Consider the following 13,907-nt stretch of genomic DNA (forward strand, 5'->3'; position numbering starts at 1 on the left):
GACACCGTGAGGACTCGCGATCTCGCTGCCGTCGTCACCGTCGCCGTCGCCGTCTACCTGGTTCTGCTCGCGGGCCGTGCGGTGGAGTTGCTCCGTGCGGACGATCCGGTGGCCGTCGGCCTCGGTGCGGGCGTGCTCATCCTGCCGGTGCTGGGTGTGTGGATATTGGTGGCGACCTGGCGTTCCGGCCTGCAGATCCAGCGTCTTACACGCAGGTTGGACGAGGAGGGCGGGCTGCCCGACACCTCCGACCTGCCCCGTCGCCCGTCCGGTCGGGTGGACAGGGAGGCCGCCGACGAGTGGTTCGAACGTTGGCGTGCCGAGGTGGAGGCCGATCCGCACGATTGGCGAGGCTGGTATCGCCTCGCGGTCGCCTACGACATCGCAGGCGACCGCCGCCGTGCTCGCACCACCATGCGTAAGGCCGTCGAACTGGAAGCCACCGAGACCAGGGCCCGCTGAGAAGTCGTCTTCGGGGTCACAGTCGGAACAGTCCGGCGAAGAACGCCGGGGCGGCCGCCAACGCACTGAATCGCACGAATCGGCCCGCGAGCCCCACCAGTAGGAACAGTGACATCCTCATGTGGACCAGTCCGGCGAGCACGGTCGTGGCCATGTAAGGCGGCAGGCCGAGCACCGAGCTCGCTCCGTATGTGGCGGTCATCCAGTGCGGGTGGCGATGGCAACGTTCCCGCATTCGGGTCAGCGTTCGCTGCAGTCGTTCGCCACACCGCCGTCGACGTTCCCGAGCGGGAGACACAGGGCCTGCTCGCTGACTGCGATACGGTTTCGTGCTCAGTATCGACGGTAGTTCGATGGTTCCCCTGGCAGCCAGGTAGTAGAGCAGTTTGCCCGCGACCTGTCCGAGTGCCACAGCGGCGCCTATGCCTATCCACGGCAGGGAAGGGTCACTGGTGACGAGGCCGACCACGAACAGCTCGACACTCATGATCGGCAGCATGGACGTCCCGAAGGCGACACCGAGTGAGACGCACAACCAAGTGAACACGGCAAGGCCTTCCGGACGTGTGACGGGTTACACCCACCCTAGTGATCGCGGGGCTGAGGTTGTGAGGGGCAAAGCTCGAGCGCGGATTGATCGGCCATGCCAGGCACCACATTCATCGTCGGATGGTAGAGAGGGGCGGCCACAGGAGGTTCGGGAGTCCTCGAGTGGGGCGATCCGGAGAACACAACGCCGAGTTCGAGTGGTGGTGAGCGCCACGGCTCAGGGGTCGCTTCGGTATTGAGTGATAATTATTACAATTTTGCCGAATTCGCTTTTTTTGCCTTCGGTAATAATTTAATCACAGAAAGTTTCTGAAAGGGTTGGGCTGGAGGCTGCGTGGTCGGGTCACGTGGTGGTGTTCGTCGACATGTCGAGCGGGTTGACCTGCACGCTTGGCTTCTTTGTGTTCGGTGAGGGGAGCATCGCCCGGCTCGGATTATTCCGACCTGAGGCATGTCGAGATCGATGTCATCGACCCATCTAGTGATCAGTATCACGCGATGCATGGGGCGATGAGAAGCTCTTTCGGCCTCGATTTTCGGGGGAGATCAGTGGTGTTCGTGGACTTCGCGGCAACGTGCGGGTGGCGTATGGGCCGCATATGCCTCGACGGAGCGAGTGGCGTTCTTCGTCTTAATTAGACGAGTCTACTATGAAGATGCTCCGGTGGGGCTGAGAAGATCATCACGTAATATATCGACGCGCGCTCCTGCGATCGGGAAAGAGCGTTCTGTAGGATGTGTCCACGGGACGGTTGACGCTCGGGCGTGTGGCGCGGCGTCTCTCCCCAGTCGAGTCCGACGGCGAAGCTTGGACCTGAGACGGCGGTGAAATATATGCTCGTGGCGATTCTCGCCCATTTCGCCGTCGCTTTGCTGCTGCCCTCAATCGCGCAGAGGTGGGGCAGGGTCGCATTCGTCATCGGAGCCGTTCTGTCGGCGGCTACACTCGCCACTCTACTCCTTTTCTTCTCCGGTGGAGCATTCGGAGGACAGGACGAGGTCGTCGAGCAAACTCTCCGATGGGCGCCGGCGATCGGCTTGGAAATCACATTCCGAATCGACGCCCTCTCGGTGCTCATGGCATTGCTCGTCTCCGGGATCGGCGCGCTCGTTCTCGTCTACTACGCGTGCTACGCCAAGCCCGGTGATCCCGTCATCGGCCGTAATTCGTCGCTGTTGGTGACGTTCGCCGGCGCGATGTTGGGGCTTGTTCTCGTCGACGACATCTTCTCCCTGTACCTGTTCTGGGAACTGACGACGGTCTGCTCGTTCCTCCTAGTCGGCGGTGACGGTGCGACGAGGAGGTCCCGGCGGTCGGCGACGCAGGCTTTGTTGGTCACCGCGGCGGGTGGCCTGGCCATGTTGATGGGGCTGATCCTGCTCTCCACCGCGGCGGGGACCGTGCGGGTGTCCGAGATCGTGGCCGACCCGCCCCCGGAAAGCCTGCTGACAGGCGTCGCGGTCGTGCTGGTGTTGGCCGGGGCGTTCACCAAATCCGCTCAGTTCCCGTTCCACTTCTGGCTGCCCGCGGCCATGGTGGCCCCGACACCCGTGAGCGCGTACCTGCACGCCGCGGCGATGGTGAAAGCCGGGGTGTACCTGATTGCGCGGTTCGCGCCCGGCTTCTCCGCGATGCCCGCCTGGTGGGTTCCCATCATCGGCTTCGGGCTCTGGACCATGATCCTCGGTGCGGTCCGGGCTCTGCGGCAGAACGACCTGAAGACGCTGCTCGCGTTCGGCACCGTGAGCCAGTTGGGTTTTCTCACCGTCCTGGTGGGTTCCGGCAGTTTCGTGTCAGCGTTGGCCGGTGCGACACTGATCCTTTCCCACGGGTTGTTCAAATCGACGCTGTTCCTCGTCACCGGCATCATCGACAAGCGAGCGGGAACCCGCGACGTACGCCATCTGTCCGGTCTCGGCCGGCGCTGGCCGTTGCTGGCCGGGATAGCGGCCTTGGCGCTCGCGTCGATGGCGGGTGTGCCCCCGCTGCTCGGGTTCGTCGGCAAGGAAGCGGCTCTTGAGGCGTTCCTGCGCGGAGGTGTCGTGGGGGCCGGCGTCGATCAGCTGACGCTGGTCGGCCTGGCGGTGGGTTCGACCTTGACCGTGGCCTACAGTCTGCGTTTCTTCGTCGGGGCGTTCGGCACTCGGCCGGGCGTGGAACCGCCGGAGGGGCAGCGACCGGGTGTGGGATTCGTCGCGCCCGTGTTCGTCCCGGCCGTGGCCAGTCTCGTTCTCGGGTGCATGCCAAGCTGGGTCGAGACACTGGCGGGCCGGTACGCCTCGGCCTACCCGAGCGAGGGCGTGCGTTACCACCTGGCGTTGTGGCACGGCTTCACCGCGACGTTGGCTCTGTCGGCACTCGTACTCGTGGCCGGTTACGCGGCCTACCGGGCGACGTGGGTGCTCCGTCGATTCGCCGGGCGCCTTCCCGTGGCGTTGCAGGCGGAGCCGTCCTACCGGGCCACGATGAGAGCGCTGGACCGGTTCTCCCGTTGGTTGACCGGTCGACTGCAGGTCGGTTCGTTGCCGGTCTACCTCGGCGTGATCGTGGTGACGATGGCGCTGGTGCCCGTGTTGGGGCTGCTGGCGGGCCCGGGTGAGCTCCCGGTGCTGCGGCTCGCCGACTCGTGGATGCAGCTCGTGCTGACGCTGCTGTTGCTCGTGGCGGCGGGCGCCGCGGTACTCGCACGGCGTCGCCTGACGGCCGTGTTGGTCACCGGTCTGGTCGGATACAGCATCGGAGCGCTGTTCGTCCTCGAAGGTGGCGTGGACCTCGCGCTGGCGCAGTTCTTGGTCGAGTCGTTGACGCTGGTCGTCTTCGTGTTCGTCCTCCGCCGGTTCCCCTCCGCGTTCGGTCGTGAACGTCATCGGACACGGTTGACCCGCTGGACCAAAGGCGGCATCGCGGCGCTCGGCGGGACCGTCGTCGGGGTACTCGCCGTGCTGGTGTCGGGTTCCCGAAGCGGACTTCCGGAGGCCAGCCAGGAATACATCGCCCGTGCCGAGGAGGACGCCGGAGCCACCAACGTCGTCAACGCCATCATCGTCGACTTCCGGGCGTTCGACACCCTCGGTGAGGTCACCGTTCTCGCGGTGGCGGCCGTCGGTGCGGCGAGTCTCATCCTCGCGGCCCACCGACAGCGCCGCAGGCCCGGCGACGAATCGAACGGCGTGGCCGAAGCGGACGCGCAGGACGTACAGGCAGGAGAGGGGGCGACGTCGTGACGAGCTCCCGGACCGCATCCGCCCAACGTTGGTGGGAAACCCGTGACAAGCCGCATGAGAACTGGCTCATCCGGGAGGGCGAGCAGACCCGCTGGCCGCGCTCTCTGATGTTGGAGGTGTGCCTGCGCGCCGTCTTTCCGACGGTGTTGCTCGTGGCCGTTTATCTTCTGTTCGCAGGCCACACCTTCGCGGGAGGCGGTTTCAGTGCAGGATTGGTCGCGGGCCTGGCGTTCGTGCTTCGCTACGTGACCGGTGGTTCCGTCACGGGACTTCGCCAGTCGCGGGTCCAGCCTCCCGTGGTGATCGGACTTGGCCTCATCCTGGTGGTGGCCAGCGCGATCGTGCCGACATGGTTCGGGCTACCGGTGCTGTCCAGTGCCGTGTGGACCGTCGAGGTGCCGTTGTCCGGCACCTTGGACATCGCGTCGAGCCTCGCCTTCGACACCGGTGTCTTCCTCATCATCGTCGGCGTGGTGCTGAATCTGTTGCGCACCTTGGGAGAGGGGATCCAGCTCGGGGAACTGGAGAGCGAACTGAACGACCAGCACCCGGGGGACGCGAGCACGTGACGATCAATCTGACGATGGCGGTGGCGATCGCCGGGCTCTACACGGTGGGGTTCTACCTGCTCATGCAACGTTCGCTGATGCGGGTGATCCTCGGCATCACGATCCTCGGGCACGGGGCGAACCTGTTCCTCCAGGTCGCCGGTGGACCCCCGGGTGAGCCCACCTTCGTCGGTACCGCGGTCGCCGAATTGATGGTCGACCCACTGCCCCAGGCCTTGGCGCTCACGGCCATCGTCATCACCTTCGCGCTCACCACGTTCCTGCTCGCCCTGGCTTTCCGTTCGTGGGTGCTGCTCGGCCACGACGAGGTGCAGGACGACGTCGAGGACCGCCGGGTCGCCGTCAGGGAGGCGCGCGCGGTGGAGGAGACCTCCGCGCCCGATATGTCGGACACCGACTCCTCGGGTGAGGCGGCCGAGGCGGCCGAGGACGAGCCCGAGGCACCCCGGGAGGTTCGCCGGTGACCGTGCTCCTCACTCTCCCCGTGCTGCTGCCCCTTCTGGGCGCGGCCCTGTCGCTGATGCTCGGCAGCAGGCCCGATTTTCAGCGAGTCATCGGACTGATCGTTCTCAGCGGTGTCGTGGTCATCACCTCGGTGCTCGTCTACCACACCGACACCGAGGGCCCGGTGGTGCTGCAGCTGGGTGGTTATGCCGCCCCGGTCGGCATCACCCTGGTCGCCGATCGGCTCGCGGCGCTGTTGTTGCTCGTGTCGGCCGTGGTCACGCTGGCGGTGCTGGTGTTCTCCATCGGCCAGCGCGTCACCGACTACGGCCGCGAGATCGCGTCCACCACGTTCCAGCCCGCCTACTTGGTGTTGTGTGCGGGCGTGTCCTTGGCCTACATCACCGGCGACCTGTTCAACCTGTTCGTCGCGTTCGAGATCATGCTTTCGGCCTCGTACGTGCTCATCACGCGCCGAACCACCGCGCGTCGCGTGCGGGCGGGCATGACCTATGTGATCGTCAGCCTCACGTCGTCGCTGTTGTTCATCACGCTCATCGCGTTGGTATACGCGGCGACGGGCACCGTGAACCTGGCCGCCCTGTCACTGGAGTTCCGAGAACTGGCGCCCGGGGTGCAGACCAGCCTCGCGTTGCTGGCCACCGTCGTGTTCGGGATCAAGGCAGCGCTGGTGCCCCTGCACTTCTGGTTGCCGGATAGCTATCCGACCGCTCCCGCTCCCATCACGGCCGTGTTCGCCGGGTTGCTCACCAAGGTCGGTGTGTACGCGCTCATCCGTATCCACACGTTGGTGTTCGACAACGACAGCGTGTGGAACGTGCTGCTCGTGGTGTCGATCATCACCATGATCGTCGGGGTGCTCGGCGCCATCGCGCAGGAGGACATCAACCGGTTGTTGTCCTTCCTGCTGGTCAGCCACATCGGCTTCATGCTTTTCGGACTCGGCATGGCGACGGTCGTCGGGTTGGCGGGGGCCATCCTCTACGTCGTCCACCACATCACCGTGCAGGCCGCGCTGTTCCTGGTCAGCGGTCTTGTCACCCGGCGCACGGGCACGGTGTCGTTGCGGGAGATGTCCGGTGTGGCCAAGAGCGCTCCGCTGGTGGCCGTGTTGTTCGCCGTACCGGCGTTGAATCTCGCCGGTATCCCGCCGTTCTCCGGGTTCATCGCCAAGATCACGTTGTTCCGTGCCGGTGCGGAGAGCGCCACGGTGTGGGCGTACGCCGCGACCACGGCGGCGGTGATCACGAGTTTCCTCACCCTGTACGCGATGACCCGGGTCTGGGTGAGCGCGTTCTGGGGGGCGGAGCGTGAGCCGTTCCCGGACGCGGACCCGAGTGACGAGGTCACTGTGGGCACGGGATTGACCAACCGGCCGATGGTGTTCGCCACCAGCGTGCTCGTACTGACCGGCATAGTGATCAGTTTGGCGGCGGGGCCGTTGTCCGCCATGAGCGAGCGCGCTGCCGATGACTTGCTGGGCGGCGAACAGTACCGGAGCGTGGTACTACCTCAGGGGGAGGGCTGACATGCGTCGTTATTCCCCGCTTTTGGCCCTGTGGCTGCTCGTGGTGTGGGTGCTGCTGTGGAGGTCGGTCGAACCGCTCGTCCTGCTGTCGGGAGTCGTGGTCGCCCTCGCCATTCTGCTGTTGTTCCCGTTCCAGCCGGTGCGTTCCCCGTTACTCACCCGGCCACACCGTGTGGTGGGGCTCGCGCTGTACCTGGCCTGGGACCTGTTCAGCTCGGGCGTGCGCGTCGGTTGGGATGCGGCTCGCTTCGGTCCTCGGACCAAGGCCGTCATCGTCGAGGTGCCGATCCTCGTGGACAGGGACTTTCTCCTGGCGACGGCCGCCAACATGATCTCGTTGAGCCCCGGTGTGTTCGTACTGCAGATCAACCGGCCGCAGACCTGTTTCTATACGTACGTACTCGGGGTGCGTTCCCCGGAGCCGGAAGAACATGTGCGTCACGCTCTGAACATGCAGATGCGGGCCATCAAGACATTCGGAACGGCCGAGGAGATCCGTATCGCGGAGGAGTACGTACGACGGCTCGACGGGGCGATGAGCCCGGCGGAGGACGGTGGATGACCCGTAGGAGCGGATCAACCGCCCAGACCGAGCCGGATTGCGAGGGGAAGCAGTGACTGTCGTCTTCATCGTCACACTGGCCGTACTCGCCCTGTCCGGGCTGCTCACCCTGGTGCGCCTGGTGAAAGGCCCGTGGATCCTGGACCGCACCATGGCGCTGGACGTCCTGGTGGTGCTCATCGTCGCGGGGTTCGCGGTGAACATGGCGATGACCGAATCCGTGCTGACGGTGCCGATCCTGGTGTGCACGGCTTTGCTCGGATTCGTCGGCACGCTCAGTGTCGTGCGGCTCACCGAGGGGCGGAAGGAGCACCGCTAATGCTGCGCGACATCATTTCCAGTGTCTTCCTGTTGGGTGGGGCTCTGTTCTGTCTCGTCGGCGCGTTCGGGTTGTTGCGATTTCCCGACCTGCTGAGTCGGCTGCAGGCCGCGACGAAGCCACAGACCATCGGGTTGATCATGGTGCTCATCGGTGTGGGTCTGCAGCTGCGGCCTGTGGATGCTGTGGGATTGGCCCTCGTCGCGTTGCTGCAGGTGATCACCGCGCCTGTGTTGTCCCAGCTCGTGGGTAGGGCGTCCTACCAGACAGGCATCATCGAGAAGTCGACGCTCGTACGGGATGACCTGGGAGAACGGCTGCGGCGGGAAGGGATCGAGCCGCCGGAGGAGACACCGAGGGACCGGTGAGCCTGGCCGTCTCGCACCACCGGGCACAATGAGACCCGCATGCGCGGCGTGCGATCCGTCGGGGTCGGCGTGGCCGCAAGGTGAACAGAGAACGATCACGGAAATGGCGAGGAGTAGGCCCGGTGGCTCGAGCCTTGTGTGGTGTGGTGGCGTTGGACGGCCCGTCGGGAACCGGTAAGACGACGGCGGCGCGGCGTCTGGCCACCGAATTGGGCGCGGGCTATCTGGACACCGGCGCCATGTACCGCGTGGCGACACTGGCGGTGCTGCGAGCCGGGGTCGGTCTCGATGACGCGGCGGCGATCGTGGAATTGGTGAGCCGCATCGACATCGGTGTGGGCACCGACCCGAAGGAGCCGAGGGCGGGGTTGGACGGCATGGATGTCAGCGAGGAGATCCGCGCCGAGGAGGTCAACCAGGCCGTCTCCGCGGTGTCGGCCGTGCCGGAAGTGCGTGAGATGCTCGTCACGGAGCAGCGACGTATCATCCGAAAAGCCCTCGACGAGGACGGCGGGATCGTGGTGGACGGCAGGGACATCGGCACGGTCGTCGTCCCCGACGCTCGGCTGAAGGTGTTCCTCACCGCCTCGGCGGACGTCCGGGCGCGGAGGCGCAGCGCGCAGGACGCGGCGGCCGGCCGGTCTTCCTCGCCGGAGGAGGCGAAGGCTTCCGTGGAGCGTCGGGACCATCTGGACTCCACCAGGGCGAGCTCGCCGCTGCGGGCCGCCGACGACGCGGTGTTGCTCGACACCTCTGATCTCGCGATCGACGAGGTGACGGCGAAACTCACCGAGCTGGCCGATGACAGGGGACTGCTCTGTAACGAGGTCGCGGGGACTCGGCGGTGAATCGGTCGACCCCGTCGAAGGCAGCGCAGTCGGCGCAGTCGGCGCAGTCGGCGAAGACGCTGCCACCCGGTGCGGTTCCGTGGTTGCACGATCTCTGCCGCTGCATCGCTCGGTGGCTGTACCGTCCGGCGTGCCGTGTTCGGATACGGGGTTTGGAGCGAGTGCCACGCACCGGGCCCGTCGTGCTCGTGGCCAACCACAGTTCCCTGATCGAGCCACAGCTGATTTTCGGAATGTTGCCGCGGCGGTCGGTGTTCCTCGTCAAGCAGGAGCTGTTCGTCGGCGCGGTCGGTTGGTTTCTGCACCGCATCGGACAGGTACCGGTGCGGCGTGGTGTTCCCGACCGGTCGGCGCTGCTCACGGTGACGCGCCTGCTGCGAGACGGCGGCCTGGTGGGTGTCTTTCCCGAAGGCACCCGTGGCTCGGGCGATGTGGTGGAGGCGCAGCAGGGAGCCGCCTGGCTGGTGCGTGCCAGCGGCGCGGTGGTATTGCCGGTGGCGGTGCGAGGAACCCTGCGACCTCCCGGGTCACGGTGGCGCCTGCGCCCCGTCGTCGACGTGTTCGTCGGTGAACCGTTCGGGCTCGACGTCGCCGCCGGACGTGCCGGGCTCGCGCAGGCCACCGAACGGATCCGTGCCACCCTCGCCGCGCTCGTGCACGCCGTCGACAGCGCGCGCGACCCGCATGCCGCGCGGCACGGCGATCGATGACCTCGGGGACAACCCCCGCAGAGCTAAGGAAGAGACGAGCATGACCGAATTGGACGGCACCTGGTCCGATGAGTCGGAGTTCCTCCGCCTCGATGCCGCCGCCGAGGAGGCGGCCATCGAACAGGAAGAGGCGCCGCAGCCGGTGGTCGCCGTCGTGGGCAGGCCGAACGTCGGCAAGTCCACGTTGGTGAACCGAATCCTGGGGCGCCGGGAAGCGGTCGTGCAGGACACGCCCGGAGTGACCAGGGACCGAATCTCCTACGACGCGACTTGGCAGGGGCGCCGCTTCACACTCGTCGACACCGGTGGTTGGGAGCCGAGTGCCTCGGGGCTGCAGGCATCGATCACCGCGCAGGCCGAGCACGCCATGTCCGAGGCCGACGTGGTGTTGCTGGTGGTGGACGCCGTGGTGGGCGCTACCGCCACCGACGAGGCCGTGGCGAAGGTACTGCGCCGCTCGAAGCGTCCGGTGCTGCTCGTGGCCAACAAGGTGGACAGTGAGAACCTGCTCGCCGAAGTGGCGTCGCTGTGGTTGCTCGGGCTGGGGGAGCCGTACCCGGTGAGCGCGTTGCACGGACGCAGCTCCGGTGACCTGCTCGACGCGGTGGTGGACGTGCTTCCCGAGGCACCCCGGGAGACGGACCGGTCCGAGTCCGGGCCGAGGCGAGTGGCTTTGGTGGGCAAGCCGAACGTCGGCAAGTCGAGCCTGTTGAACAAACTCACGGGCGAGCAGCGCGCGGTGGTGGACTCGGTTGCGGGCACGACCGTGGACCCCGTGGACTCGATGGTGGAGCTCGACGGACAGCTGTGGCGGTTCGTCGACACGGCGGGGCTGCGTAAACGTGTGCAGACGGCCAGCGGCACCGAGTACTACGCGTCGCTGCGCACCAAGAACGCCATCGACGCGGCCGAGGTGGCCGTCGTGCTGCTCGACGCGAGTGAACCACTGTCGGAGCAGGACCTGCGCATCGTCACCTCGGTCGCCGACGCGGGCCGGGCACTGGTGCTCGCCTTCAACAAGTGGGACCTGGTGGACGAGGAGCGTCGACGCGAACTCGACCGGGAGATCGACCGGGGGCTGGTGCGCTTCCCGTGGGCCGAGCGGGTGAACGTCTCGGCATTGACCGGCCGCGCGGTCCGCAAGCTCGCTCCCGCCCTCCGCACAGCCCTGGCTTCGTGGGACCAGCGCGTGCCCACCGGGCAGTTGAACAGCTGGCTGTCCGACCTCGTCGCCGCGTCCCCGCCTCCGGTCCGGGGTGGGAAACAGCCGAAGGTGCTGTTCGCCACCCAAGCCGGTGTGCGGCCGCCCACGCTCGTGCTGTTCACCACGGGTTTCCTCGAGGCGGGTTACCGCCGGTTCATCGAGCGCAAGTTCCGCGAGGAGTTCGGGTTCACCGGTACGCCGGTGCGGATCAACGTCCGGGTCAGGGAGAAGAAGTCCAAGAAGAAGTGACGGCCGGCCGTCCGAGTCGGCCGGCGTCGCTCTTTCTCCTCCGACGGTCGGGCATCAGAGCAGTGGCGCCCGCAGCGGCACGTGCACGAGCGCCGGTGACCCGGCGGGCGAGCCCTCGGTCACCCACCGTGCCAGCCGCTCGGGGGCGAACAGCTCGTCGATGACCATGAACGCCGCCCCCACGAGCCCGGCCCGGTCGTTGAGGGTGGAGCGGGTGATGCGCAGTTCTCTCGTGGCCAGAGGCAGCGACCGGCGATAAACGGTTTCGCGTACGGCCGCCAGAAGCAGGTCTCCCGCACCCGCGACACCGCCACCGATGATGACGAGCGCGGGGTTGAAGAAGCTGACCAATGTCGCGAGCAAGCCGCCGACGAACCGCCCGGCTCGGGTCAGCAGCTCCACGGAAGTGCGATCGCCGCTCTGGGCGGCCCGGGAGATGTCCGCCGCGGTGACCGTGCCCGTGGCGGACAGCACATCGGCGAGGAGACGACTACGTCCCTCCCGCGCGGCGCTCAGACCGTCTCGGGCCAGCGCGGCACCTCCGGCGTACGCCTCCAGGCAACCGGTGTTGCCGCACCGACACACCACCTCGGTCTCGTCGGAGACCGCGGCATGTCCGATATCGCCCGCGCAGCCCTGACTGCCCCTGTGCAACATGCCGCCCGAGACAAGTCCGGCGCCGATCCCGGTGCCGATCTTGACGTAGAGGATGTCCCGCTGGCCTTTCGCGGCTCCCGCGCGCAGCTCGCCGAGCGCCATGGTGTTGACCTCGTTGTCGACCCACACCGGAGTGTTGTAGCGCCGGGCGAGTCGATCGCGTACCGGATAGCCGTCCCAACCCGGCATGATCGGTGGGGCACTGGGCCGTCCGGTGGCGAACTCCACCGGGCCGGGAAGCCCGATGCCCACACCCCATACGGAGAGATCGGGGTCCTCCCGCTCGGCACGTACCCGGTTGAGCAGCTCGTCGAGCACTTCCTCGACCCGGCCGAGCACGGTCTCGGGTCCCAACGCGATGTCCGCGTCCTCGCAGTGCTCGGCCAGGACGGTGCCGGCCAGGTCGGTGACGCCGACACTGATGCTGGTGGCGCCGAGCTCGGCAGCGAGGATCACACCCGCGAGCGCGCGGAACCGCAACTCTCGTGGCGCACGACCTCCGCTGGACGGGCCGAGCGAGCCTTCCTCCAACAGCCCAGACGCCACGAGCTGGTTGACGCGCTGGGTGACGACGGTGCGTCCGAGTCCCGACTGTCTGCCGATCTCCGGTCGGGTTCTCGCGGTGCCGGAGCGCACGAGGTCGAGCACAGTGGCCAGGCTGTCGATGTGCTCGCCCACCAACATCGTCGTGTTCGTCTGTCCGGATTGAGAGACCTGCACCTGTTCCATCTTCCACCATGCGCCACCTCGGCCGCGCACCCACAGCGATGTGATGGGATTGAACGAGCGTCAGCAAGCGTTGTTCCCAGTAGGGACAGACGTGGTGAGGTCAGGAGGTTGACGGTGGATCGCAATCCGGAGCAGCTATACGACCTGGACTCCGGGGTTCCCGTGCCGGAGGAACTGGTGCTGCTCTACCACTTCGACGGGTTCGTCGACGCGGGGTCGGCGGGGGAAGTCGTCACCGACCACCTGCTCTCCGAGTTCGACGGTCCCGTGGTGGCGCGGTTCGACGTCGACAGGCTGCTCGACTACCGTTCGCGGCGTCCCACGATGACGTTCGCCGCTGACCACTGGGCCGGTTATGAGGAGCCGGAACTGGTCGTGCGGCTACTGCGGGATGCGGACGGAGTCCCGTTCCTGCTGTTCACCGGGCCCGAACCGGACCGGGAGTGGGAGACGTTCGTCTCCGCCGTGCGTGGTCTGGTGCAGCGCTGGCGGGTACGGCTGCTAGTGAACGTCCACGGCATTCCCATGAGCGTTCCGCACACCAGGCCGCTGGGGATCACGGCGCATGCGACGCGCCCCGAACTGGTGCGCAGCTACCGCACCGTGTTCAACCAGGTCCAGGTGCCGGGCAGTGCCGCGGCGCTGATGCAGTACCGGCTGGGGCAGGCGGGCCACGATGTGATCGGCCTCACCGCGCATGTTCCTCATTACCTCGCTCAGTCGAGGTATCCGGCCGCGGCGCTGCGATTGTTCGACGCCGTGACGGAGGCCACTGGATTGCGGGTGCCTCTCGCCCGGCTTCGTGAGGCGGCCCACGCCACGAACTTGGAAATCGATCGTCAGGTCCGTGACAACATCGAGGCCGCCGACGTGGTGCAGGCGTTGGAACAGCAGTACGACGCCTTCACAGCGGCGAGTCCGGAGAACAACTTGCTCGCCGATACCGACGAGATGCCCACGGGTGACGAGCTCGCGGAGTATTTCCAACGGTTCTTGGCGGAGCAGCAGCAGGGTCGTTCCGAGCCGGGAGAATCCTGACGGGACGGTCGTGCGGCGGCGTGCTGCCCGTCTGTCGCGTCCATTCCGGGTCCGTGTGGACGGACGAAGCGGTCAACGCGGTGTTCGCACGGTTTTCCCGTTTTTCGAACCGTTGAGGGCTCCACGCTCCGAGGCGAGCCGATAGGGGTTGGCGGCCTCCGGACTCTCGGTGGAGCCTTCCGGTCTTTTTCTATTCCTGGGTGCCTGATTCGGTCCTCGGCGAAGACCGACTGAATCCGACAGCAAAAGGGCCCTGTCCCGTTGGGGCAGGGCCCTGAATTGTTGGTGCGCGATACTGGGATCGAACCAGTGACCTCTACCGTGTCAAGGTAGCGCTCTCCCGCTGAGCTAATCGCGCGAGGCGGAGACGGGAATCGAACCCGTGTACAGGGCTTTGCAGGCCCTTGCCTAAACCACTCGGCCAC

The 13,907-nt window shown here is 66.7% G+C and carries 14 protein-coding genes and 1 tRNA gene; 12 read left to right on the forward strand and 3 right to left on the reverse strand.

Annotated features, from left to right (window positions below):
• Positions 1-6: 6 nt before the first annotated feature.
• Positions 7-462 (forward strand): hypothetical protein, encoded by a 456-nt coding sequence (locus M7H19_RS14205; protein WP_298181466.1) that lies wholly within the window; start codon positions 7-9, stop codon positions 460-462.
• A 16-nt stretch (positions 463-478) separates the two neighbouring features.
• Here the strand turns inward: M7H19_RS14205 and M7H19_RS14210 are convergent, their stop codons facing one another.
• Complete coding sequence (locus tag M7H19_RS14210; protein ID WP_298181468.1) at positions 479-1,009, reverse strand: hypothetical protein; 531 nt, start codon at positions 1,007-1,009, stop codon at positions 479-481.
• Between the two features lie 836 nt (positions 1,010-1,845).
• Here M7H19_RS14210 and mbhE point away from each other — a divergent pair.
• The 10 genes from mbhE to der all read left to right on the forward strand — a co-directional run bounded on the left by mbhE (position 1,846) and on the right by der (position 11,058).
• Complete coding sequence (gene mbhE / locus M7H19_RS14215) at positions 1,846-4,236, forward strand: hydrogen gas-evolving membrane-bound hydrogenase subunit E (RefSeq protein WP_298181471.1); 2,391 nt, start codon at positions 1,846-1,848, stop codon at positions 4,234-4,236.
• Positions 4,233-4,805, forward strand: a complete 573-nt coding sequence (locus tag M7H19_RS14220) for an MnhB domain-containing protein (protein WP_298181473.1) — start codon at positions 4,233-4,235, stop codon at positions 4,803-4,805. Before mbhE ends, M7H19_RS14220 begins: the two co-directional genes overlap by 4 nt.
• A complete protein-coding gene (locus M7H19_RS14225; protein ID WP_298181476.1) occupies positions 4,802-5,269 on the forward strand; it encodes a Na(+)/H(+) antiporter subunit C in 468 nt (155 codons plus the stop codon). The genes M7H19_RS14220 and M7H19_RS14225 overlap by 4 nt, the downstream gene beginning before the upstream one ends.
• Positions 5,266-6,798: a Na+/H+ antiporter subunit D gene (locus M7H19_RS14230; RefSeq protein ID WP_298181479.1), complete on the forward strand. Its 1,533-nt coding sequence runs from the start codon at positions 5,266-5,268 to the stop codon at positions 6,796-6,798. Before M7H19_RS14225 ends, M7H19_RS14230 begins: the two co-directional genes overlap by 4 nt.
• Position 6,799: 1 nt before the next feature.
• Positions 6,800-7,360, forward strand: a complete 561-nt coding sequence (locus M7H19_RS14235; RefSeq protein WP_298181482.1) for a Na+/H+ antiporter subunit E — start codon at positions 6,800-6,802, stop codon at positions 7,358-7,360.
• A gap of 52 nt (positions 7,361-7,412) precedes the next feature.
• On the forward strand, positions 7,413-7,679 hold the full coding sequence (locus M7H19_RS14240) for a monovalent cation/H+ antiporter complex subunit F (RefSeq protein ID WP_298181485.1): 267 nt from the start codon (positions 7,413-7,415) through the stop codon (positions 7,677-7,679).
• Positions 7,679-8,047, forward strand: a complete 369-nt coding sequence (gene mnhG / locus M7H19_RS14245) for a monovalent cation/H(+) antiporter subunit G (protein ID WP_298181488.1) — start codon at positions 7,679-7,681, stop codon at positions 8,045-8,047. The genes M7H19_RS14240 and mnhG overlap by 1 nt, the downstream gene beginning before the upstream one ends.
• A 122-nt stretch (positions 8,048-8,169) precedes the next feature.
• Complete coding sequence (gene cmk / locus M7H19_RS14250) at positions 8,170-8,895, forward strand: (d)CMP kinase (RefSeq protein WP_298181491.1); 726 nt, start codon at positions 8,170-8,172, stop codon at positions 8,893-8,895.
• A gap of 59 nt (positions 8,896-8,954) precedes the next feature.
• Positions 8,955-9,605: a lysophospholipid acyltransferase family protein gene (locus M7H19_RS14255; protein ID WP_298181505.1), complete on the forward strand. Its 651-nt coding sequence runs from the start codon at positions 8,955-8,957 to the stop codon at positions 9,603-9,605.
• A gap of 40 nt (positions 9,606-9,645) precedes the next feature.
• On the forward strand, positions 9,646-11,058 hold the full coding sequence (der, locus tag M7H19_RS14260) for a ribosome biogenesis GTPase Der (protein ID WP_298181495.1): 1,413 nt from the start codon (positions 9,646-9,648) through the stop codon (positions 11,056-11,058).
• Between the two features lie 54 nt (positions 11,059-11,112).
• Here der and M7H19_RS14265 read toward each other — a convergent pair whose 3' ends face one another.
• Positions 11,113-12,444 carry an ROK family protein gene (locus M7H19_RS14265; RefSeq protein ID WP_298181499.1) on the reverse strand — a complete coding sequence of 444 codons (1,332 nt, stop codon included), beginning with the start codon at positions 12,442-12,444 and terminating at the stop codon, positions 11,113-11,115.
• A gap of 114 nt (positions 12,445-12,558) precedes the next feature.
• Here M7H19_RS14265 and M7H19_RS14270 point away from each other — a divergent pair, with 114 nt between their 5' ends.
• The gene (locus M7H19_RS14270; RefSeq protein WP_298181502.1) at positions 12,559-13,482 is read left to right on the forward strand and encodes a PAC2 family protein; all 924 of its coding nucleotides are present in this window, start codon (positions 12,559-12,561) and stop codon (positions 13,480-13,482) included.
• Positions 13,483-13,765: 283 nt separating this feature from the next.
• On the opposite strand, the gene M7H19_RS14275 is transcribed toward M7H19_RS14270, so the two are convergent.
• Positions 13,766-13,840, reverse strand: a tRNA-Val gene (locus M7H19_RS14275).
• Between the last annotated feature and the right edge of the window lie 67 nt (positions 13,841-13,907).

Origin of the sequence: Saccharomonospora sp. (assembly GCF_027317685.1) — a bacterium.
GTDB lineage: Bacteria > Actinomycetota > Actinomycetes > Mycobacteriales > Pseudonocardiaceae > Saccharomonospora.

Excerpts from the sequence above, each read along its gene's own strand:
- mbhE (WP_298181471.1), top strand. The coding sequence starts at position 1,846 with ATGCTCGTGGCGATTCTCGCCCATTTCGCCGTCGCTTTGCTGCTGCCC.
- M7H19_RS14235 (WP_298181482.1), top strand. The coding sequence starts at position 6,800 with ATGCGTCGTTATTCCCCGCTTTTGGCCCTGTGGCTGCTCGTGGTGTGG.
- mnhG (WP_298181488.1), top strand. The coding sequence starts at position 7,679 with ATGCTGCGCGACATCATTTCCAGTGTCTTCCTGTTGGGTGGGGCTCTG.
- der (WP_298181495.1), top strand. The coding sequence starts at position 9,646 with ATGACCGAATTGGACGGCACCTGGTCCGATGAGTCGGAGTTCCTCCGC.
- M7H19_RS14265 (WP_298181499.1), bottom strand. The coding sequence starts at position 12,444 with ATGGAACAGGTGCAGGTCTCTCAATCCGGACAGACGAACACGACGATG.